A 22,040-nucleotide genomic window follows, 5' to 3' on the forward strand; every position below is an offset into this window, starting at 1 on the left:
TCCAAGGGATGATGAAGTAAACACTTCCTCAAACGGACCGCCGATTTTTGGTCCTGCGGCATGAGGCTTCGTTCAGGGTCGCCGGTTAATGTCAGGGCAGGCAGGGGCGTCGTCCCGGCCGTCTGGCACGACAATGCTGCGTCGATGGGAGGCGCTTGTCACATGGCCCTCGCACGAGGACTGATCAGTTACGCGCCTGCCGTCATCATCCCGCGGCTCGTGACGTTGCTGCAGGTGACGCTGTTGACGCGCCTGATCGCGCCTGCGGAATTTGGCACCTTCGTGCTCCTCGTCACTCTTGGTGACGCGTTGGATGCGCTGTGCTGCAACTGGATCCGGGTGGTCCTTGCCCGCTTCGGTGCGGGCCAGAGCCGTGACACGTTGGCCGAAGAGGCCGGGCGCAGCGTCCTCCAATTCCTCGCCGTGACGCTTGGGATCGCGCTGCCTGCCGCCGCCGTGACGGCGTGTTGGCAGCATGTCGACGCCTTGCCGTTCTTTCTCTGCCTCGCTGCCTATCTGATCACCAATGGCACGACGCGACTCACTTTGACGGTGCTGTCCGTGCGCGGCCAGAAACTGCCCTTCTTTGTGGTCGAAGCCGTGCGGACGATCGGTGGTTTTGCCGGTGTCATGGGCCTCGCCTGGAGCGGGACCACGACCCACTATGCGCCCCTGATGGCCGCAATGAATGTCGCGGCTGCGCTCGCAGCGGTCATCGGCCTCAGCCAAGCCTTCCGGGGCCTCGGATTTCGTCGTCCACTCCATTGGGCGCCGGATCGGGTCAACTACATTCTTCCTCTCCTGGCCGGCACCGCGGTCAGTGTGATGCTGGGGTCATCCGACCGATTTGTGATCGAAACCTTCGCGGGACCAGCCGCGCTGGCCACCTATGCGGCGTCCGTCATGCTGGCGCGTCAGCCACTCGAGTTCCTGTTTTCGGTCGTCAACGTCCGCACCTTTCCCGAATTGATGGCCACTTTCGAAACCGAAGGCCCGAAAGCCGCCGGCGAGCGCATGGGCGATCTCCTGTCCATCATGGCCCTGTTGACGTGCCCCGCCGCCATCGGACTGGCGCTTGTCGCGGAGCCGCTTGCGGCGACGTTTCTCACCCCGGCCTATGTGGGGCCGGCCCGCTTCATCATTCCGTTGGGAGCCATGGCGGGCTTGATGATCGGCTTCAAGACGTTCGTCTTCGATCAGGTGCTGCATATGCGCAAGGCGATCTGGGGCAATACCCTGATGGTTCTGCCCGTGATGCTCATCGGGGTCGTTCTTTCCGGTTTCCTCGCCTCCCGCATCGGCGGTGTCGGCTGCGTCATCGGCCTCCTGGTTCAATCCGGCCTCGCGCTTGCGGTCAGTATGGTGCAGGCGGTCCGTCTCCTTCCGATCGTCCCGCACCGCGCCGACCTCGCCCGCATCGGGCTGATGTGCGCCGCCATGACGGTCGCGGTCAGCGCCGCTCTCGCGCTCCTGGCCGACTACCCGGCCGCCCTTCGACTGGGATGCGCGGTTCTGATCGGCGGTGGATCCTACGCAGCGGCGGCCCTAGCCCTGAAGCCCGGCCCCGTGCGGGACCTGTTACCGGTGCGCGTCAAAGCCGCCTGAGTGGACTTGCGCGGTCGACTCGAATGATGTTTCCAACGCTGGGGGAGCCGCTCAGCGTCGAACCTCCGCGCCTGAAATGCAAATCGGCCTGCCGCAGCAGGGTGGCCGGCTGACCCGAAGGAGATGAGGGCAGGGGCCATCGGGACCCGGCCCGGCGCCATGTTCGTGCTTCTGTCCTTCTTCAGCAATACGGCCTTTAACTTCGTCATCGGGCTGCTGCTGGCGCGGTTCCTCGGACCGGACCAATACGGCCGTTTCGCGCTCGCCGTGGCGATCGCGGTCGGCGTGCAGACCGCGGCTTTCGACTGGGCCCGCGTCGCGGCAGTCCGGTTCTATTCGCAGCGCGTCGCCGACGAGGAGCCGAAGCTTCGCTCGACCATCGACGCGGCTCTCGCGGCCGTCGTGAGCGTGGTCGTCGCGGGCGCGCTCCTTGTCGTGGTCTCCGGCGTGGCTTTGCCGCTGTCTCGCCTGCTCATCGGTCTCGCGGTCGCGACCGCGGTCGTCAATGGCGCCTTCGACTACTGGACCGCGCTGATCCGGGCTCGCTTTCTTGACCGCGCCTACGCGCAACTCATCCTCAGCAAGAACCTCCTTTCGGCCGTGATCACGCTCGGTGGTGCTCTGTATTTCGGCTCGGCCGCCATGGCGATGCTCGGCCTCTGCCTCAGCATGGTCGGAGGGTCTTTCACGATCCGGCGTGCCTTGTGGCACCGCTCCGGCTCCGTCCGGCTTGTCGATGTCAAGCTCGTGCGGACGCTCCTGCGCTATGCCGTGCCGGTCGTGATGGCGAATATCCTCTACCAGACCATTCCACTTGCGGATCGTCTGCTGATCGCCCATGCGCAAGGTTTCGCGGCGTCGGGTCAGTTCTCGCTGGCCTACGACATCGGTGCCCGGGTGATTTCGGCCGTCGGCTCCGCGCTCGACGTCCTGCTGTTCCAGATCGCCGTTCGGGCGGACGAGATGCATGGCGCACCGCACGCGAGGCAGCAGATCGGGAGAAATATCGGCATCGTCTTTGCGGTTCTCCTGCCGGCTTGTGTCGGGCTCTGGCTGGTGATGCCGAGCTTCGAACAGGTGGTGGTGCCGCCGGAGTTCCGGGGACCCTTCGCGCTGTATCTCCGCCTGCTGCTGCCGGGCCTGTTCTGCTACGGCATGATCTTTTTCGCCGTACAGCCGCTGTTCCAGATCGGCAAACGGACCGCGCCTTTGATTGCCGTCGCGGCCGTGGCCAGCCTCGCGAACCTGATGTTGCCGGCTCTTCTGCCAGGCGCTGCCGATGCGGCGTTCTATGCGAAGATCCAGGCAGGCGTTCTCGGGCTCGCGCTGGTGCTGCTCGGCACCTGGGCGATGGCGGTCGGCCCCGTCTGGCCCCGCAGGCGTGATCTCGTCGCCTGCCTCACCGCCACAGCCACGATGATCGTCGCCTGCCGGGCACTTCCCGATGGTGATCCCGGCGCCGCCACCCTGACGTTCCAGGTCCTCGCAGGTGTGGCCGCCTATCTGGCCGTGGCCTATGGGACCGACCTTTGCGGATTGCGAACGCAATTGCGTCCGCGAAATCTTGCCAGACATGCCTAAACAAAGCCTGCGGACAACGAACCCTTAAGCATGTCTCGAAGGAATTTCGTGAAATCAAAGGTGTAATCATTCAATAACCAGAATAAAAACTTGCGCCACACACTCGCATTTGACGCGTTATACTGCGTTTTGAAGACGTGTATCTTCCGGCCTCGTGCCGGCATTGGCGGGTGAAGATCATGCGGCGTAGTGTTTCATGGGCGGCGCTGGCGTTCGTCGCTACGGTCCGAATGGTCGCGGCGGCTCAGGCCGGTCCCTACGATCCGCAGCCGCAGGTCGTCCCGGGATACGGTCCGCAGGATTTCTCAGTGGCATCGCGGCCGCAACCGCGGCGTCCACTGCCACGCTATGCCTCCGCGGCGCCCCGAGGAGCCTATGGGGGCGGGCTGATCGAGTTCATGATGAACGGCGCGACTTCGGGTGACGCATCGGCGCAGCATGTGTCAGTTGCGCCGAGGCCGCAGGCCGCCGTCTACGCGCCATCGGGGCCACCGGCGGGTGCCTATACGGCGTCCTACGATCCACGCCCGGCCCGGGCCATCGACCCCGTCTATCAGCGCCAGGAAGTCGCCTTCGAGGGCGGACAACCCCCGGGAACGATCGTCGTCGATACGACGAACAAGTTCCTGTACCTGGTCGAGTCCCCCGGTCAGGCCCTCCGTTACGGCATCGGCGTCGGTCGGCCCGGCTTTCTCTGGCACGGCGTCAAGACGATCAGCCGCAAGGCTGAGTGGCCGGACTGGACGCCGCCGCCGGAGATGGTGCTGCGCCGCCCGGACTTGCCCCCTCATATGGACGGCGGCATTGCCAATCCGCTTGGTGCCCGCGCCATGTATCTCGGCTCATCCCTCTACCGGATCCATGGCACCAACGAACCGGAAACCATCGGCACCAACGTGTCGTCGGGCTGCATTCGTCTCACCAACGACGATGTCAGTGACCTCTACAATCGTGTCCGTGTCGGCACGCGCGTCGTCGTGATGTAGCCCGCGACGGGCGGCCGCGCGCTTTCCTTCGTGGAAAGGTTCAGGCAGAAGGCGGCATGCTGTTCTTGCGTTCCGCCCTTTTCAACCTGTTGTTCTACGGTCTGCTGGTCGTGATGCTGGTGGTTGGCATTCCGCTGCTGCTGGCGCCAGAGCGGACCGTCAAGGCCTACGCGCGCCTTTGGGGTCGTTTGTCGATCGGGCTGTTGGCCGCGATCTGCGGCGTCCGCCTAGTCTATCGTGGGCTTGATCGCGTCCCGTCTGGTGGGCTGATCATAGCGGCCAAGCACCAGTCGTTCCTGGATATCCTGACTTTGCTGCCGCTTGCGCCCAGCTTCACCTATGTGATGAAGCAGGAATTGGCCTGGATCCCGCTCTTCGGGCCTCTGATGCTCCGCGGCGGCATGATCGCGATCGATCGATCCAAAGGCCGTCAGGTGATGGGGATGTTGAACGAGCGTGTCCGCGAGGTGCTGGCCAAGGGCCAGCAATTGATCATTTTCCCGGAGGGAACGCGCCGTCCTCCGGGGGCAGAGCCGATCTACAAATCCGGCGTTGCCCATCTCTATGCCGCGACGGGCGCGACGTGCCTGCCGGTCGCGCTGAACTCGGGTGTCTTCTGGCCCCGCCGCAGTTTCATTCGCTATCCCGGAACCCTCGTGGTCGAAATCCTGGAGCCGATCGGACCGGGGCTCGACAAGAGCGCTTTTCAGGCGAAACTCCAGGACGAGCTCGAAACCGCCTCGAACCGATTGTTGGAGACGCTGCGGCGCGACAAAGTGGGGTCACTTTGATGCTCGACCGGCGGAAACTGACGGACATGCGCCACCGCGCGGCGGCGATCGTCCGAATTTCGCCGACTTCGACTGGCTCTTGTTAGGTCGCCGTTAAGCAAACAAGCGGCAATGGTGAGGGGTGAAGCACGCATTCTGATCGGGCCACGCCGAACCGCCGCTGTCCTGCGGTGGAGTTCGTCGGTGTCGCACGTGAACGGAGACATTCCGGCCCATCCTCAACCGGCAAGCCGGGTCTCGGAGCCGCACAATCAATGAAGCGTATGATCAAACAGTTTCGCCTTTGCCGACCGGGCTCGACCTTGACCTGCGCCCTCGTGGTGCTGGCGCCCTTGATCGCTACCGGCGCCACGTCCTCAGCCTTCGCGCAAGGGCAGGGCGCCGCTGCTCTCAAAAAGGCGGCTGCGAACAGCGGGCATACCGTGATCAAGACCGCCTCAAGGCGCAAGGCGGCCGCGACGGCACCCGTCTCAGCGAAGCCGACGCTCGTCGGTACATTCGGCGACTGGGGGGTCTATGTGTCCCAAGGTCCGAAGTCGAAGGTGTGCTACGCCCTCGGGCAGCCCAGCGCGCGCGCGCCGGCCTCGATGAAGAAGGATGCGGCCTACATCTTCATTTCGAATCGGCCTGGCGAGGGCGTGCATAACGAAGTGTCGATCATGACGGGCGTGCCGCTGAAGGAGGGCGCGGCTGGCGCCAAGGCCGAGATCGGCAGCACTGGTTACGATCTTGTGGCGAAAGGCCAGAATGCCTTCGTCAAGAATGCGGCCGAAGAAGGCCAGTTCGTCGGTACCCTGAAGCGGCGTGGCGCACGCCTCGTCGTCAAGCTCTTGTCGGCGAGGTCCGGCACCGTCACCGACACCTACTCGCTGTCCGGGGTGCAACAGGCGCTCGACCGCGTCGCCAAGGAATGCCCATAGCGAGACAGGGCGGGGCCGTTTTTCGTGAAGCGTCAGTCGATGACGTAGAATTTGTCGGGCAGCACCTTGTCGCCTTGCGCATCTACCGGCAGGGCGATCTTGAGGGTCGCGACGCAATGCCGGAGTGCGGCCACAAATCCGTCCGCATGACGCCCGTCGGCGGAATGGTCGGTCAGAAGCTTGACGGCTTCCCGCCAATGTTCGGCAGGTACGATCGATTCGGCTCCATAGTCTGCGAGAACGCGAGCATAGTGCTCGTCGAGCGCGACATAGAGGAGGATGCCACGACGGTGCGGGGTCTGGGCAAGCCCGCGAACCAGAAACTGCTCGGCCGCTGCCCTGTGGGCCGCGGCGCGCTGCACCCGTCTCGGCACCACCCGCCCGCGAATAGGCGGCCATGAGAGCAGCACCAAGGCGGCCAGGAAGCTGGCGAGTTGCGCCAGCAGGATGTCCTGAACGGACCAGGGCGTCAGAACCACCAGGATCCACGGAACCACCAAGGCAACGATCGCGGCCCAAGCCAGCGGGTAGAAACTGTAGCTTGAGGCGCGGCGGGCTAGGACGCAGACGAACTCGCCGCTGACGGAACGTTCGGCATCGCGAATGGCGTCGCAGACGCGGGCGTGGTCGTCGCGTCCGATCATCTCACCAGCTCCCCGAAGCGCCGCCGCCGCCGGAGGATCCGCCTCCGCCGGAAAAGCCACCGCCGCCCGAGAAGCCTCCGCCTCCACCGAAACCTCCGCCGCCGCCCCAACCCCCGCCCGTCGGCGGCAGGATCCAGGGCCCGCCGCCCGACTGCCCTGAGCCACCGCGGCCTCGCGCCGAGCGCCAGAGCACGAAGACGATTACGGCGAAGATCAGAAAGGGCAGCAGGGTCTCGACGAGGCTGCCCGAATCCTGGTCTTCCCGCAGGCGTGGCCGCTTCTGCCATTCGGACGAATCGGTCGTGAGCACCGTGATGATGTCATCGGTGCCCCGCTCGATGCCACCCTGGAAATCACCGGTCTTGAACCGAGGCACCATGGCATTGGTGATGATGACTTTCGAGAGCGCGTCGGTGAGTGTGCCTTCCTCACCGTATCCCACCTCGATACGCACGCGCCGCTCTTTCGGCGCGACGAGCAGCAACACTCCATTGTTCTGCTTGGCCTCGCCGAGCTTCCAGAACCGGAAGAGCCCGTTGGCGTAGGGTTCGATCTCTTGCCCCTCAAGGGACGGCACCGTGGCCACCACCAACTGGATTCCCGACTTGTCTTCGAGATCCTTGAGTTTCCCGTCCAACCGCTGCACGGCGTCAGGTTGCAGCACGCCCGCCTTGTCGACCACGCGGCCCGTGAGCGCCGGATAGGCGGCGTCGGCGTGGAGAAGGCTCGATGTGAGCACCAGCGCCCAGGCTGCCACGATCATGGTCAGCCAGAGTGTGACGCCACGTGGCATCGAGCGGGCGGCAGGGGCGAGGCGCATCGGGCGCCGACGCTAGAACTTCACCTCGGGCGGCTTCTCGGCGCCCTCCGTGGCCGCGAAAGTCGCCATCGGCTTGTCGTGGAACACCAGCGTCTGCCAAATCACGTCCGGGAAGGTGCGCAGCGTCAGGTTGAAGTCCTGAACCCGCTGAATGTAGTCGCGGCGCGCCACTGCGATGCGGTTTTCGGTGCCTTCGAGTTGCGACTGCAGGGCCAAGAAATTCTGGTTGGATTTCAGGTCGGGATAATTCTCACTGACGGCCAGCAGGCGACCGAGCGCACCAGACAATTGATTCTGGGCGTCGGTGAATTGCTTCAGCTTTTCGGGATCGTCGAGATTGGATGCGTCGATCTTCACCGATGTCGCCTTGGCGCGCGCCTCTGTGACGCCGATGAGCACATCCTTCTCCTGCTTGGCGTAGCCCTGCACGGTGTTGACGAGATTGGGGATCAGATCCGCCCGGCGCTGGTACTGGTTCTGCACCTCGGCCCAGGCTGCCTTTGCGGCCTCCTCCTTGGTTGGAATATTATTGTAGCCACACCCTGCCAAGAGCAGGCCAACGGCCAGAAGCGCGCCTGCCGCCCGGGAGCGCTGCCAGAAAATTCCCATGCCTTAGATCCCCAATGTGCTTGTCGATGGCTACGTCTGGGCTTGGTCGGGCTCGCATGCCTGACCAAGCCGGAGGCCGACGATCAGCGGTCGTCCAGTGTGAATCCGATCTTCACAGTGACCTGGAAGTGCTGGATCTTACCATTCTCGACATGGCCGCGCGTCTCGACGACCTGAAACCAATGGATGTTCCGCAAGGTCTTGGCCGCGTCCTCGATGGCGTTCTTGATGGCCTGGTCGATTCCGTCCGGTGACGAGCCGACAACTTCGACAAGCCGATAGGAATGCTCTGACATGGAACCCTCGTGTTGCGGGAGCCGCGGCGGCGAACTGTGATCGCCGATCGGATGCTCCGGTTGACCTGGTGAACGTGTTTTAGGGCCGCTGGGCCGGATGGGAATAGTCGCGCCGATCGGTGGAACGCCGCTTCGCATCCGGGGTGGCGATTTCCAGGCTCAGGAGATAGAAAGGGACCCTTCACCGGATGTGCGCGAACCCGCGCCTGCCCCGTCGCCGCTCCGGCGATCCGACCTGAGATTTAGCCTGTGCCATTTCCCCTGATCAGTGCGCCGCTGGCCGACGCCCTTGCTGAACGCGGCTATGCCGAACCCACCGCCGTACAGAATGCCGTGCTCGAACCTCAGGCCGCTGGCCGGGATCTCCTCGTCTCGGCGCAGACCGGGTCAGGCAAGACGATCGCGTTCGGGATTGCCATCCACCCGGATCTGCTCGGCGAAGCGGGGCAGTTTGAGAAGGCCGGAACGCCGCTCGCCTTGATCGTTGCACCGACGCGTGAATTGGCCCTCCAGGTCCAGCGCGAATTGCAATGGCTCTATGCCAAGACCGGCGCGGTGGTGACGGCCTGCGTGGGCGGCATGGACCCGCGCCGTGAGGCTCGTGCGCTCGATGCGGGCGCCCACATCGTGGTCGGGACACCGGGGCGCCTGCGCGATCACCTCGAACGGGGGCGGCTCGATCTCGCGACCTTGCGGGCCATCGTGCTCGACGAGGCCGACGAGATGCTCGACCTCGGCTTCCGCGAAGATCTCGAATTCATTTTGGATGCGACACCCGACACCCGCCGGACGCTGATGTTCTCGGCCACGCTGCCGAAGGGGATCGCGCATCTCGCCTCGCGGTACCAGAAGAACGCGCAGCGCATCGCCGTGGCGGGTGCGGTCGGCGGGCATGCCGATATCGAATACCGCGCCGTCCGGGTGATGCAGCATGAGGTCGAACATGCGGTCGTCAACCTCTTGCGCTACGTCGATGCGCCGAGCGCCATCGTGTTCTGCAACACGCGAGAATCCGTCCGTCACCTCCATGCCGGCCTGCTCGAACGCGGTTTTTCCGCCGTGTCACTGTCGGGCGAACTCAGCCAGAGTGAGCGTAACCATGCGCTGCAAGCCTTGCGGGACAAGCGGGCGCGGGTCTGTATCGCCACCGATGTGGCGGCGCGCGGCATCGACCTGCCGAGTCTCGGGCTCGTGATCCATGCCGAGCTCCCGCATGATGCCGAGGCTTTGCAGCATCGCAGCGGTCGCACCGGTCGGGCGGGGCGCAAGGGCATCAGCGTGCTGCTCGTGCCGCGCGCCAAATTGCGGCGGGCCGAAGGCATGCTGGTTGCGGCCGGCGTGCAGCCGACCTGGTCCGGTCCGCCCACCGTCGAGGAGATCCGCGCGCTCGATCAGCAGCGCCTCCTGCAGGACCCGCTGCTCACCGAACCGGCCAATGAGGAGGATGCGGGACTGGCCGCGGCTCTGGCCGGCGAGCGTTCCGCTGAGGATCTGGCAGCCGCGTTGATCCGCCTCTATCGTTCCCATCTCCCGGCGCTCGAGGACGTGTCCGACCCTGGCTTCCGGGCCGATCCGCGTCCGGCCCGCGCCGAGCGGGGGGAACGTGCCCCGCGCGAGGGCGGCCATGAGGGCGGAGGCACGGAAGGTGTCTGGTTCCGCCTCGATGTCGGCCGGGCCAACAACGCCGACCCGCGCCGCCTGTTGCCGATGTTGTGCCGTCGTGGCGACATCAACCGTCAGGATATCGGCGCCATCCGGATCTTCGATCGCGAGACGAAGGTCGAGATCCATCCCGGGCGCGCCGATCATTTTGCCGAGGCGATCCGCCGCTCGGCGGGCGTCGGCGCCGTCGGCATCGAACGCCTTGGTGCGCCATCGGGCCGGGAGCGAGCGCCGCGCACAAGCGAACGCACACCCCGCGCGGACGGGCCGCGCAAAGCTGAAAAAAAGCAACGCGCCCGCACGTAGAGAACGCGCCGCATCGTCCGCTGCGCGTCTTTGCCCGATAGTGGCGTCGGTGCGGCACGGGTGAGAGTTCGGTGTGATGGGCAGCTTGCGGTTCGTTCTCGGCGATCAGCTCTCGCACGGGCTGTCCTCGCTTGCCGACTGGCGCGCGGGTGAAACGGTGCTGATGGTCGAGGTGACCGAAGAGGCCTCCTACGTCCCGCATCATCCGCAGAAGATCGCCTTCCTGTTCTCCGCCATGCGGCACTTCGCGGAGGAGTTGCGCGGACGCGGCATGACGGTCGACTACGTCGAGCTGCATGCGCCAGGCAACACGGGGTCGTTCACGGGCGAACTCGGCCGTGCCGTGGCGCGCCACGGGCCAGATGCCGTGGTGGTGACCGAGCCGGGCGAGTGGCGTGTGCTCGACATGATCGAGGGTTGGTCGGCGGCCTTCGGTTTGCCGGTCGAGATCCGCGCCGACGACCGGTTCTTCTGCACGCGCTTCGCTTTCGCGCGCTGGGCCGCCGACCGCAAAAGTCTGCGTATGGAATATTTCTATCGTGCGATGCGGGAGTCGACCGGGCTCCTCATGGAAGCAGGTGAACCGGTCGGCCAGAAATGGAATTTCGACACGGACAATCGCCGGCCGCTTCCTGGCGACCAGCCGGTGCCGGTGCGGCTCCGCTTCGAACCGGACGCAACCACGCGCACCGTCATCGAGATGGTCCGCCGGCGGTTCGGCAACAATTTCGGTGATCTGGAGCCGTTCGGCTGGGCCGTGACCCGCGCGCAGGCTTGTGCGGCGCTCGACCATTTCATCACCGATTGCCTGCCCGTCTTCGGCGACTACCAGGATGCCATGAAGACCGGGGAGGGGTTCCTGTTCCACGGGGTCATCTCGCCCTACCTCAACGCGGGCCTGCTGACCGCCGAGGAAGTGTGCCGGCGGGCCGAGGATGCCTATCGAGCCGGCTTGGCCCCGCTCAACGCCGTCGAAGGCTTCATTCGGCAGATCCTCGGCTGGCGCGAATTCATCCGCGGCGTCTACTGGCTCAAGATGCCGGACTACGAGACCACCAATGCGTTGAACGCCACGCGCCCCCTGCCGGCCTTCTACTGGACCGGGGACACGGAGATGAACTGCTTGCGCCAAGCCATCGGCGACACGCGGCGGCACGCCTACGCGCATCACATCCAGCGCCTGATGGTGACGGGCAATTTCGCGCTCCTGGCCGGTATCCGGCCCGCCGAGATCGAGGAATGGTATCTGGCCGTCTATGCCGATGCCTACGACTGGGTCGAACTGCCCAATGTCCACGGCATGGTGATGTTCGCCGACGGCGGCCTGATGAGCTCGAAGCCTTATGCGGCCGGCGGCAATTACATCAACCGCATGTCGGATTATTGTGGCGATTGCGCCTATGACGTGAACAAGAAGAGCGGCGAGGGCGCCTGTCCGTTCAATTTTATGTATTGGGCCTTCCTGATCGACAATGCCGAAACGCTGTCCCGAAATCATCGCCTGCTGAACGCCTATCGCACCCTGGAACGGTTCGGTCCCAAGCGTCGTGCCGCCATCCAGGCGGAAGCCCACGCGTTTCTGGATGGTTTGCCGGCGGCATATTGAAGGCGCGGGTGCGGGAACCGAGAATCGTAGGGCGCGGATGCTACGGCTTTCCGTCCGCCGAGCGATAGTATCCGGTCGTGACGCTGCCCGGCAAAGCCTCGGCGTAATTCTGCGCCATCCGGCCGCAGAGGTCATCGCGGCCGAAATTGCCCTGCCGGTTCTGGAGGACGGCCTCGAACTCCGCTCGCCGGGCACCGCCCGGCAGGATCGCGGTTGCGGCGACCCCTTGGGCCGCGGCGAACCGAAAGCCGATCCCGAAATTGACCACGAGATCGCGGCAGGTGCCGTCGATCATGGTCAGATCCGCCAGGACCTCCAACGCGTCGGTGGCGGCGGATGTCGTGGGGGAGTCGGCGTCGCGGGCGCGCCCCGCGTTGCACCCCAGCAGGGCGCTTATGAAGACCACAAGCACCCTGATCCAGGTGGCTCGAGACGATTGGAGAGACATGCGGTGGGGCGTTCCTGAGGCCGCGCCTATCGCTGACCCGTTCGCCTTACCGGGCGGTAAACAACGGCTCGCTCTGAGGCGCGCCGATCGCCACCCATAGGTTCTGATCCTCCTGGGACTGCCGCTTGACGAAGCGGTAGCCGGTTTCGTCCCAGCGCAGGATCTTGTCATTCATATTGTCGAGGATGAAGTCGGCCTTGGTGGTTTTGACGGTGAGCACGGCGTGACCTTCGCCCGCACGGTCCTTGACCACCGTCACCAGCAAGGCCTGGCGCGGTAGGCCGTGGCTGATCAGCACCTTGCGCTTGAGCAGCACGTAATCCTCGCAATCGCCCTTGCCGTCGAGTGGGTAGTCCCACCGATCCACCACGCCCCAATGCTCCATGTCGGTGATCGACTGGACGCTGGCATTGACGCTTCGGTCCACCTGTTCGAGATCGCGAAGAGTGGCGGCTGTGAGCGTGACCGGGGACGGAGCCAGGACCGGGCCGTCGCATTCACCCGCATAGCGGTTGCAGAAGTCGACCCACCCATAAGGAACACTCGTGGCACCGGTCTCCTGCGCAAAAGGCGAGGCGGCGACCGCCGCCGACAGGGTGCCGGCGATGAGCGCGATAGCGCCCCATACCGCTCCCACCATCTTCATGCAACGCGACCTGCCCATAATCCGGCCCCATGTTCGATGGGGAGATCGTCGCAGGTCCGCTTTGCACCCTGCCAAAGCAAATGCGTGGCTTTTTACGCGAACGTCTTCATCTTCGGAAAGAGAGACTTAAAGTAATATTCCGGTAAGAGAACTGAACGAGAAGCCGGACTTGGCGAGATCTTCTCCCTTGTTTGAGCCACCGCAAGGCCAAACGGTCTTAACGAAGGTGACCAGGGTCTTTCATTATTTCAAATCGGAATGACGCGCTCCTCGATACCAAGGTTAATTCTCATAAGATGCACTGAAATTATTTTTGCACCTCTGCGGCTTTTCGAAGATCAGGCAAGCCGCGCTGCCCTCGAGTGCCGTATCTCCAACCGGGTAGGGGGTAGGGGTTTATCGAGTCGGAAAAGTGAGATGTTCTTCTTTGACTCTAGTTGCGTAAGCCGGCCGAGCCTCTCTACAATATAGGATCGTTAATGCGTATTTACCTGTAGGGAGTATCAAGCATCATGGTCCCTGCGGGCGCATCGAGGCGCGAAGATCGTCCGTTACGCTGGCCTAGAGTCGTTCTGACATTCGCCCTGCGCGTCTTTTGTTGCTTGAGGGTGTCTCCTGTATTGGCCGGCGCCTTCAATATTCCTCAGGGGCAGGGACTGGCGATCGTCGATTTCACATTTTCCGGCGGGAGCCGATACTTCAATGGTCTCGGCCGATTGGCTCCGGCCGACCGTTTCCAGCGCGGCGACGTCTCCGATTACGTCGAATATGGCGTGACCGACTGGCTGATGGCGATCGTGCGGCCGGATCTCACGGTGGTGTCCCTGCACGGCCAGCCGTCCGGCCAATACGCTGGGCTCGGCACAAGCGAAGCCGGTGCGCAACTCAGGCTCCTGGCCTTTGGACCTGCGGTCCTTGCCGCGCAGGGAACGTTCCGATTGCCAGGGTCGACCGACCGGCGCGATCCGGCTCTGGTGGGGCAGACGTCGCATGATGCCGATCTGCGGGGCCTATTTGGAGTTTCCTTCGCCCTGGGAGACTGGCCGGCCTTTCTCGACGCCCAGATGGCCTATCGATTTCGCGACGGCGCGGCGCCCGACGAGCTGCACGCTGACCTCACCCTTGGCGTGCGTCCTCGAGCGGACATCATGGTTCTGCTGCAGGCCTTCAACACGACGGGGCTGGCGCCGGGAACGCCATGGTTCCCGCGCCAGGAATATACCCATGTCGAGTTGTCCGGCGTTTATGACCTGGGCCCCGTCTGGTCGGTGCAACTCGGCGTCTTCACCACAGTTCTCGGCCGTCAGACGCTGCGGGAGCGCGGTGTCACCTCGGCGGTCTGGCACCGATTCTGAAGCTGCTCGGCGATTAGTCGCCGGCTATGACACGCTCCAGCGCCGCATGCAGCACCTGCTCGTTGTAGGGCTTCGAGATCACCGGCACGCCCCTGAAACGATCGGGAGTTACGACGCTTTCACCGTAACCCGTTGCGAAGACGAACGGGACGCCAATGCTGACGCAGCGATCCGCGATGCCAAAGCTGGTTTCGCCCGACAGATTGATGTCGAGCAACACGGCATCGAAGCCGCCGACCGCCACCGATCGCATCGCGTCGGGTATCGTGCCGGCGACATCGACCGTCAGCCCCGCATGCTGCAGAGCGATCTGCGCGTCGAGGGCGATCATCATGCTGTCCTCGACGAGCAGCAGCCGCTTCCCCTCGAGCATCACGGGATTTCTCACCGGCTGTGTGTTCACATCTTCGGCCCCCGTCCCAAGGGTCACATAGTCAGCCGGAATACGGAACCGCGCGTGGAGACCCGCGGCGCGGAACTCGACATGCGCCTCACCCTGGAGTTCGAAAGGCACCGCCTGTTCGATCATCACGGACCCGAAGCCGCGCCGTTTGGGCTCCTGGACACGAGGTCCATCCTTCTCGTCCCATTCGATCGTCAGGCCACCTTCTTCCGACAGTGTCCACCGCACCGTCAGATGGCCGCTGGCGACGCTCAGCGAGCCATATTTGGCGGCATTGGTCATCATCTCGTGGAACACGAGCGCAAGCGTCTGATAGGCACGGGAGTCGAGCATGACCGGCGGGCCTTCAAACCGGATCCCGGCGACGGCCCCTCGGGCCCATGCCTTGGCTTCTGCTTCAAGCAGACGTTTGAGTGGCGCAGTCGTCCAGCCGCTCTCCGTCAGCTGGTCGTGAGCGAAACTGAGGGCCCGAATGCGTTGTTCAAGGTCTGACGTGAAGGAGGCGATCGAATCCGCTCCCTTCTGACTCTGCCGCACCAGCGAACGGATCAGGGCGAGGATGTTCTTGACCCGATGATTGAGTTCGGCAACCAGCAGCGCTTGCCCTTCGCGCGCCGAAAGCAGCTGCCGCTCATTTAGATCGCTTCGGCGCAAGATGATGTCGAGCAGGGAGACACGGAGACCTTCGCCGATCTGCAATTCGGCGGGTCGCCATGGCTCCGACTGTCCCGTGACCTCTTCGCGCCATGCCGCGAAACTCTTGCGGGGTCCGATCCTGCCTCCGTGTTCCGTGACCTCCACCGGCCTGTTGGGGTTGCCGCCCCATCGCACCACCTGCGGCAGTTCCTTGCGGAAAAACAGCAGATAGTCCCGCGGCGCGCGCGTCAGCGGGATTGCCAGGAGGCCGCTCGCGAGGCTGCCGTAAGCAGCTGCGCTCGGCACGTGTCCCGCGATCTGCGCCGTGGCGAAGACGTGGTGCGACTGCTGCGTGTCCAAGAAAGCGATGACCTCGGGCATCATCTCGACCGGTGGCAGCGAGCCGACGCCGGAAAAGACGCCTCGCGTCCAGACACCCAGCCCATCGCAGGAAATCAGATCCTTGAGCAGATCCTCATATCGCGTGATATCGTCGAACAGCGTTTGCTCGGGCGGCATGGCGGTAATCAGCCGCTCGTGCGCTTCGCGGGATCGCGCGATATGCGAGAGCTCGCGATGACACTCCATGGCATCGATATGCATGGACAAGAATTGTCCGAACAGCTCGCATGCCGAAGAGATGCTGGTGGAGATCAGGCGCGGCACCAGATGATGACAGGCGACCAAGCCCCAGAGCTTGTCTCCGACGATCAGCGAGATCGTCATGGTCGCGCTCGACCCCATGTTCTTCAAGTATTCGATATGGATGGGCGAGACGCTGCGGAGCGTGGCAAGCCCCAGATCGAGCGGCTCTGTCTCTTCATCGGAAGGACGCGCGAGCAAGCACGAGGGCTCGTAGAATACATCCGGGATCATCCGCAGCCATTGCTGCTTGTAGAGCTGGCGCGCCTGTGCGGGGATATCCGATGCTGGATAGCGCAAATTCAGGAAGGGCGTCAGGCCGGCACGCAGGGATTCGGCCGTGACCTCTCCTGAGTCGTCGTCGAGAAACCGGTAGATCATCACGCGATCAAACCCCGTGACGGCGCGGATCTGATTGGCGGCCAGCGTCAGCGAGCGCTCGAGAGTGGGAGCGCGTTTGACGCGGCTGATCATGCTGCGCACCAGCGTCATGGGTGGTGCGTTCGACACTTGCGCGCCGAAGCCAGGCAAGATCTCGATGATCGCCGTCGTTCCGCTCGTGTGCGCCAGGATATCGGCTTTCATGTCGCCGAGGGTCACGGCAGGCAGCAGTTCCGCCTGCCCGGACACCGTGGACGCCTGGAGGACGTTCCGGACGTCGTGCAGAATATCGTGCCGCAACACGTTCTCGACCGGTCCGCCGATCAGCTGTTCAGCGTTGGAAATGGACAGAAGCGTTTCGATATTCCGCGACAGATGCGTGATCTTCCAGGACGACATGTCGCAGGCGATCAAGCACCCATGAGGCTGAATTGACCCGGGAATCCGGATTGGTTCCCTAGCACAGAAGCCGAGGTCGACAGAATCAGTAGGTGAAGACACGCGACTGGGCTCCTGATCATTCGGCGCCGTGATCACGCCAGCCAAGTGACGGTGTTTCACGCATTGTCAAAATGAACAAGACCAGAACGCGGCGCAATTTCATCCGGTGCGGTGTCGAAAAGCGAGAAGGCTTTTGTGGCCCCGTCGCGCAAGCATGCGAGCTTCGCGGAAGTCGGCGGAACGGCATCGAGTGTCGCTAGGAAGGTCGACCAGCCCTTGTCGAGGCGATGCGTGAGAAAACGAACCGCCGTTCGCACACGTGGATCCGGGCTTGAAGCGACACGCCGTGCAAGCACACGGCCGCCCAGCCGAGATCCCTCGAGCACATAGAGCGCCCCCAGCGCATGCAGCCGCGATGGCAGAACGATCGCGGCTGTCGGGGCAGGGCGCGCGGACCCAAGCTGTTCAAGATCGGCCAGTAGGGCATCTCCGCGTCGCCGCTGCGGCCAGTCGGGCACCAGATCGCAAATTCCCATGCGATCGAGTTCGTGTTCCAGCGGCAAAACCGCCATCGCCTGGCGGCGCAGAAACCCTGTAAGGCCGTCGATCTGTTGCAAGTCGAAAGGCGCGAAGCCGGCTTCGACACGATCGTGCCATGCCCGCGTGTCACGCCGTAGAGCGGCATGCGGAGTGTCTTGGATCGCGTTTTCAGATTCGGCTTGGTCGCGCCCGGCGGACGAGGAACTGGATAACCCGGACGTCACATTCCATCTCCTGGCGCAGACTTCGGCGCAACGCTAACTTGACCTTGCTGCATTGCGTCGTCACAAACCCGCAGCATGGTTTTGAGAAGGCCGGCCCCGTGACGAATGTCACCCTTATCGACAACTATGATAGCTTCACCTGGAACCTTGTCCATTATCTGGGACAACTCGGGGCTGCCGTCACGGTTCATCGCAACGATGCGCTCACGACCGAGGAGGTCCTGGCCGAGCGGCCGGACGCCATCGTGCTGTCCCCCGGGCCGTGCACGCCGCGCGAGGCCGGCATCTGCATGGACATCGTCAAAAAAGCCGGCTCGACGACACCGATTTTGGGAGTCTGCCTGGGACATCAGGCGATCGGCGACACCTATGGGGGCACCGTGACACGCGCTGCCCTGCCGATGCATGGCAAGCTGTCAACCGTGCGCCATCGCGGCGAGACCGTATTCCACGGCATCAATGGCCCCTTTCAAGCGACCCGCTACCATTCGTTGGTCGTGGCCCGGGACGGGCTGCCGGAGGTTCTCAGGGTCACGGCCGAGACCGACGATGGCACGATCATGGGTCTGTCGCACCGCACGGATCCGGTACACGGCGTGCAGTTCCATCCCGAAAGCATCGCCTCCGAGCACGGGCATCTGATCCTCAAGAATTTCCTGGCCCTTGCCGACGCCTGGAACGCCGGTCGGGCCGCTTAGCCGGATGGACGGGTTCAAGCCGCTTCTCGGCCGGATCGCGGCCGGCCTGCATCTCTCGCGAGAGGAAGCCGAGGGCGCGTTCGACACCATCCTGTCCGGGGACGTCACCCAGGCGCAGATTGGCGCATTCCTGATGGGGCTGAGGGTGCGGGGCGAGACGGTCGACGAGATCACCGGTGCCGTGGCCTCGATGCGCAAGCGGATGACGCCCGTGGCGGCGCCGCTTGATGCGATCGACATCGTTGGCACGGGCGGCGACGGACAGGGCTCGTTCAATGTCTCGACCCTCGCGTCCCTGATCGTCGCCGCCTGTGGCGTGCCGGTGGCCAAGCACGGCAACCGCGCCGCGTCCTCACGATCGGGAGCGAGCGACGTGCTCGGGGAGCTCGGCGTGGGGATCGGCCTTGCGCCCGATCATGTGGGGCGTTGCATCCGCGAAGCGGGTGTCGGCTTCATGATGGCGCAGACGCACCATCCGGCCATGCGGCACGTTGGCGGCGCCCGCGCCGAACTCGGCACGCGAACGATCTTCAACCTGCTGGGCCCCTTGTGCAACCCTGCCGGCGTGACGCGGCAATTGCTCGGCGTCTTCTCGCACCATTGGCTTGAACCGCTGGCCGAAGTGTTGCGCAATCTCGGCAGCGAGCGCGTGTGGGTGATACATGGATCGGATGGTCTCGACGAGCTGACCGTGACAGGTCCGAGCCACGTCGTCGCGATCGAGGGCGGTGCTTTGCGGCGCTTCATGGTCACGCCAGAGGAGGGCGGACTGCCCGTCTCGGACGGTGCGGCCCTGCGGGGCGGCGACCCTGCCACCAATGCCGCCGCGTTGCGGGCCGTGCTCGACGGCGCCCGCAACCCTTACCGCGATATCGGGGTTTTGAATGCGGCGGCCGGCTTGCTGATTGCCGGATCCGCCGCCGATCTACGCGAGGGGGCGGAACTTGCGGCGCAGGCGCTCGAGTCGGGCGCGGTGCGCGCGACACTGGCGCGCCTCGTGGCGATCTCGACTGCGCCGGAGCGCGAAGGAGCACCGAGCTGAGCATGGCCGACATCCTGAAGACCATCGAGGCCTATAAGCGGGAGGAGATCGCCGCCGCAAAGGCGTCTCTGCCGCTGACAGCGTTGGAAGACCGGGTGGCCCAGGTCGCGCCACCACGCGGTTTCCTGCGCGCGATCGAGTCGCGGATCGCCGTGGGTCAGACCGCGCTGATCGCCGAGATCAAGAAGGCGAGCCCCTCCAAGGGGCTGATCCGCGCCGATTTCGATCCGCCGGCGCTGGGGCGCGCCTACGAGGCGGGAGGTGCCGCCTGCCTCTCGGTTCTGACCGACAGACCGTCGTTTCAGGGGCATCCTGATTTTCTGGCGGCGGCCCGTGCCGTGACCAGTCTGCCCGCCTTGCGCAAGGACTTCCTCTTCGATCCCTATCAGGTCTGGGAGGCCCGCTCCTGGGGCGCCGATTGTATCCTGGTCATCCTGGCCGCCGTGACCGACCCGGAGGCCGCGGCCCTCACGGATACGGCCCGCGCGCTTGGCATGGATGTGCTGGCCGAGGTTCATGACGAGCATGAACTCGACCGCGCTCTGGCGCTCGACACCCGCCTGATCGGCATCAACAACCGCGACCTGCGCACCTTTGCGGTCTCGCTCGATGTCTCGGAGCGGCTGGCCCCGCGCGTTCCTGCCGACCGCGTGCTGGTCGGCGAAAGCGGCATCACATCGGCGGCCGATTGCGCCCGGCTGGCACGGGCCGGTATCCACACGGTGCTGGTCGGCGAAAGCCTGATGCGGCAAGACGATGTCGCCGCGGCAACCCGCCTGCTCCTCGAACCTGTTGCCGAAGAGGTCCTGCCGTGAGCGGCCTGACCCATATCGGGGAGACCGGCGAGGCCCGCATGGTCGATGTCTCGGCCAAGGCGAGCACCGCCCGGGAGGCGGTGGCGGAGGGCCTGGTGGTGATGGAGCCCGCGACGCTGGCGATGATCCTCGACGGCAATGCCAAGAAGGGCGACGTGCTGGGCACGGCCCGCATCGCGGGTATCATGGCGGCCAAGCGCACCCATGAGCTGATCCCGCTCTGTCACCCACTGGCCCTGTCGGCCGTCGCGGTCGAGCTCGAACCCGAGGGCGAGTTGCCGGGGTTGCGGGTGCGGGCCACGGTTCGGACCACCGGACAGACCGGCGTCGAGATGGAGGCCCTAACCGCCGTCAGCGTCGCCTGTCTGACCGTCTATGACATGGTCAAGGCGGCCGATCGGGGAATGCGAATCGAGGCGATCCGCCTCGTGCGCAAGTCCGGCGGCAAATCCGGGACCTATGCAGCGGGAGCCGTCCGCTGAGCACCACCGCGTCGCTGCTGAGTGTCAGGCAGGCCCTCGACATGGTGCTCGCCACCGCGAAGGAGCCTCTCGGAGAAGAGCTGGTGCCCTTGAGCGCCGGCTTCGGCCGCACGCTCACGCGTGATGTGCTGGCTCGCCGCACGCAGCCGCCATTCGACGTCTCGGCCATGGACGGCTTCGCGGTCCGGGCGGCGGATACGACCGATCCGGGAGCGCAGCTTGCGCTCATCGGTCAGAGCGCGGCGGGCGCACGCTTTTCCGGCGATCTGAAGAGCGGACAGGCCGTGCGGATCTTTACCGGTGCTCCTGTGCCGGCGGGCGCCGATGCGATCCTGATCCAGGAGAACGCGCGTTTCGACGCTGCGTCGGTGACGGTGCTCGAACCGACGATCGCCGGACGGCACGTGCGGCGGGCGGGACTCGATTTTGCCGAGGGTGAGGTGGGTCTCACGGCAGGCACACGGCTGAACCCGACCGAACTGGCGCTCGCGGCGGCCATGAACCATCCGGAGCTTCCTGTCGCGCGCAAGCCTATCGTGGCGATCCTGGCCACGGGCGACGAATTGGTCGCGCCAGGCCGCGACCCCGGTCCGGACCAGATCGTCGCGTCGAATTCCTTCGCGGTCGCGGCCCTGGTTAAGGCGGCGGGCGGCACGCCGCTCGACCTTGGGATCGTGGCCGACGATCTCGGGTTGCTGGTCGCGGCGATCCAAAGTGCGCGCGCCGCCGGGGCCGACGTTCTGGTGACTTTGGGGGGCGCCTCCGTGGGCGATCACGATCTCGTACAGAAAGCGCTGGTCACAGCCGGTCTGCAGCTCGCTTTCTGGAAGATCGCCATGCGACCCGGCAAGCCGATGATGCATGGCATGTTGGGTGACATGCGGGTGCTGGGCCTGCCTGGCAACCCCGTTTCGTCGATCGTCGGCGGCATTCTGTTCCTGCGTCCGCTCGTCCGGGCGCTCTGCGGTGATCCGCATCCCGACTTCGATCCGACCGAACCGGCCGAGCTCGCAGACGACCTGTCTGCCAATGATGCGCGCGAGGATTATCTGCGCGGCACCTTGCGGTTTCCCGCCGACGGCGGCCTCCCCCTCGCAACCGCCAACCGTGCCCAGGATTCCTCCATGCTGCGCGTCCTGGCCGGCGCCGGCTGCCTCATCGTCAGACGACCGCTGGCCGCAGCCGCCAAGGCCGGAGATCTCTGCCGCATCGTCCGGCTCGACCGGTTTCCTTTTTAACACGTCGGTCCATTCAGAGTTCGGGCTCTCCTGAAGCCCTTCTCCCGAGACCGGGCAACGATGCCCCTGAGTGTTCCCCGATAGTCACGATCGAAACCCACCGACCCGCGAGGGCCGGCGCTTGGCGCGTGCCTTGCTTTGGATAAGCTGGAGCTTGACCGTTCGCGAGGCATATGCGGCCGGTCAAGCGGCGGACCCATGGGTTTGATCGCGACGAAGGGGA

The 22,040-nt window shown here is 64.7% G+C and carries 21 protein-coding genes; 13 read left to right on the plus strand and 8 right to left on the minus strand.

Annotation, left to right across the window (positions count from 1 at the left end; translation table 11 throughout):
• Positions 1–162: 162 nt before the first annotated feature.
• From M8523_RS08375 to M8523_RS08395, 5 genes are all read left to right on the plus strand, one after another.
• Positions 163–1,605 carry a lipopolysaccharide biosynthesis protein gene (locus M8523_RS08375; protein ID WP_282584385.1) on the plus strand — a complete coding sequence of 481 codons (1,443 nt, stop codon included), beginning with the start codon at positions 163–165 and terminating at the stop codon, positions 1,603–1,605.
• Between the two features lie 123 nt (positions 1,606–1,728).
• Positions 1,729–3,186 (plus strand): lipopolysaccharide biosynthesis protein, encoded by a 1,458-nt coding sequence (locus M8523_RS08380; protein ID WP_282584386.1) that lies wholly within the window; start codon positions 1,729–1,731, stop codon positions 3,184–3,186.
• Positions 3,187–3,365: 179 nt separating this feature from the next.
• A complete protein-coding gene (locus M8523_RS08385; protein WP_282584387.1) occupies positions 3,366–4,172 on the plus strand; it encodes a L,D-transpeptidase in 807 nt (268 codons plus the stop codon).
• Between the two features lie 56 nt (positions 4,173–4,228).
• Complete coding sequence (locus M8523_RS08390) at positions 4,229–4,963, plus strand: lysophospholipid acyltransferase family protein (RefSeq protein ID WP_282584388.1); 735 nt, start codon at positions 4,229–4,231, stop codon at positions 4,961–4,963.
• 254 nt (positions 4,964–5,217) lie between these two features.
• The gene (locus M8523_RS08395; RefSeq protein ID WP_282584389.1) at positions 5,218–5,883 is read left to right on the plus strand and encodes an invasion associated locus B family protein; all 666 of its coding nucleotides are present in this window, start codon (positions 5,218–5,220) and stop codon (positions 5,881–5,883) included.
• Positions 5,884–5,915: 32 nt separating this feature from the next.
• Here M8523_RS08395 and M8523_RS08400 read toward each other — a convergent pair whose 3' ends face one another.
• The 4 genes from M8523_RS08400 to M8523_RS08415 form a co-directional block, all read right to left on the minus strand.
• Complete coding sequence (locus tag M8523_RS08400; protein ID WP_282584390.1) at positions 5,916–6,527, minus strand: TPM domain-containing protein; 612 nt, start codon at positions 6,525–6,527, stop codon at positions 5,916–5,918.
• Between the two features lies 1 nt (position 6,528).
• Positions 6,529–7,347, minus strand: a complete 819-nt coding sequence (locus M8523_RS08405) for a TPM domain-containing protein (protein ID WP_428350105.1) — start codon at positions 7,345–7,347, stop codon at positions 6,529–6,531.
• A 12-nt stretch (positions 7,348–7,359) separates the two neighbouring features.
• Entirely contained in the window at positions 7,360–7,956 is a 597-nt protein-coding gene (locus tag M8523_RS08410; protein ID WP_282584391.1) for a LemA family protein, read from the minus strand.
• An 83-nt stretch (positions 7,957–8,039) separates the two neighbouring features.
• Positions 8,040–8,252 (minus strand): dodecin, encoded by a 213-nt coding sequence (locus M8523_RS08415; protein ID WP_282584392.1) that lies wholly within the window; start codon positions 8,250–8,252, stop codon positions 8,040–8,042.
• A gap of 249 nt (positions 8,253–8,501) precedes the next feature.
• Between M8523_RS08415 and M8523_RS08420 the strand changes: the two genes are divergently transcribed.
• Together M8523_RS08420 and M8523_RS08425 are read left to right on the plus strand one after the other, a co-directional pair.
• Positions 8,502–10,220 carry a DEAD/DEAH box helicase gene (locus tag M8523_RS08420; protein ID WP_282584393.1) on the plus strand — a complete coding sequence of 573 codons (1,719 nt, stop codon included), beginning with the start codon at positions 8,502–8,504 and terminating at the stop codon, positions 10,218–10,220.
• Between the two features lie 76 nt (positions 10,221–10,296).
• Entirely contained in the window at positions 10,297–11,826 is a 1,530-nt protein-coding gene (locus tag M8523_RS08425) for a cryptochrome/photolyase family protein (RefSeq protein ID WP_282584394.1), read from the plus strand.
• 40 nt (positions 11,827–11,866) lie between these two features.
• Here the strand turns inward: M8523_RS08425 and M8523_RS08430 are convergent, their stop codons facing one another.
• Both M8523_RS08430 and M8523_RS08435 read right to left on the minus strand, forming a co-directional pair.
• On the minus strand, positions 11,867–12,274 hold the full coding sequence (locus M8523_RS08430; RefSeq protein WP_282584395.1) for a hypothetical protein: 408 nt from the start codon (positions 12,272–12,274) through the stop codon (positions 11,867–11,869).
• Between the two features lie 46 nt (positions 12,275–12,320).
• Positions 12,321–12,920: a transglutaminase-like cysteine peptidase gene (locus M8523_RS08435; protein ID WP_282584396.1), complete on the minus strand. Its 600-nt coding sequence runs from the start codon at positions 12,918–12,920 to the stop codon at positions 12,321–12,323.
• A 620-nt stretch (positions 12,921–13,540) separates the two neighbouring features.
• Between M8523_RS08435 and M8523_RS08440 the strand changes: the two genes are divergently transcribed.
• The gene (locus tag M8523_RS08440) at positions 13,541–14,275 is read left to right on the plus strand and encodes a hypothetical protein (RefSeq protein ID WP_282584397.1); all 735 of its coding nucleotides are present in this window, start codon (positions 13,541–13,543) and stop codon (positions 14,273–14,275) included.
• Positions 14,276–14,288: 13 nt separating this feature from the next.
• On the opposite strand, the gene M8523_RS08445 is transcribed toward M8523_RS08440, so the two are convergent.
• A complete protein-coding gene (locus M8523_RS08445) occupies positions 14,289–16,898 on the minus strand; it encodes an HWE histidine kinase domain-containing protein (RefSeq protein WP_345894235.1) in 2,610 nt (869 codons plus the stop codon).
• Positions 16,895–17,542 (minus strand): biliverdin-producing heme oxygenase, encoded by a 648-nt coding sequence (locus tag M8523_RS08450; RefSeq protein WP_282584399.1) that lies wholly within the window; start codon positions 17,540–17,542, stop codon positions 16,895–16,897. The genes M8523_RS08445 and M8523_RS08450 overlap by 4 nt, the downstream gene beginning before the upstream one ends.
• Before the next feature lie 98 nt (positions 17,543–17,640).
• Between M8523_RS08450 and M8523_RS08455 the strand changes: the two genes are divergently transcribed.
• The 5 genes from M8523_RS08455 to M8523_RS08475 are packed head-to-tail and all read left to right on the plus strand — an operon-like array spanning position 17,641 to position 21,817.
• Positions 17,641–18,240, plus strand: a complete 600-nt coding sequence (locus M8523_RS08455; protein ID WP_282584400.1) for an anthranilate synthase component II — start codon at positions 17,641–17,643, stop codon at positions 18,238–18,240.
• Positions 18,241–18,244: 4 nt separating this feature from the next.
• Positions 18,245–19,282 (plus strand): anthranilate phosphoribosyltransferase, encoded by a 1,038-nt coding sequence (gene trpD / locus M8523_RS08460; protein WP_282584554.1) that lies wholly within the window; start codon positions 18,245–18,247, stop codon positions 19,280–19,282.
• A gap of 2 nt (positions 19,283–19,284) precedes the next feature.
• The gene (gene trpC, locus M8523_RS08465) at positions 19,285–20,097 is read left to right on the plus strand and encodes an indole-3-glycerol phosphate synthase TrpC (protein WP_282584401.1); all 813 of its coding nucleotides are present in this window, start codon (positions 19,285–19,287) and stop codon (positions 20,095–20,097) included.
• A complete protein-coding gene (gene moaC / locus M8523_RS08470) occupies positions 20,094–20,579 on the plus strand; it encodes a cyclic pyranopterin monophosphate synthase MoaC (protein ID WP_282584402.1) in 486 nt (161 codons plus the stop codon). Before trpC ends, moaC begins: the two co-directional genes overlap by 4 nt.
• A complete protein-coding gene (locus tag M8523_RS08475; protein WP_282584555.1) occupies positions 20,576–21,817 on the plus strand; it encodes a molybdopterin molybdotransferase MoeA in 1,242 nt (413 codons plus the stop codon). The genes moaC and M8523_RS08475 overlap by 4 nt, the downstream gene beginning before the upstream one ends.
• Positions 21,818–22,040 lie beyond the last annotated feature (223 nt).

The organism is Lichenifustis flavocetrariae (assembly GCF_026130545.1).
GTDB lineage: Bacteria > Pseudomonadota > Alphaproteobacteria > Rhizobiales > Beijerinckiaceae > Lichenihabitans > Lichenihabitans flavocetrariae.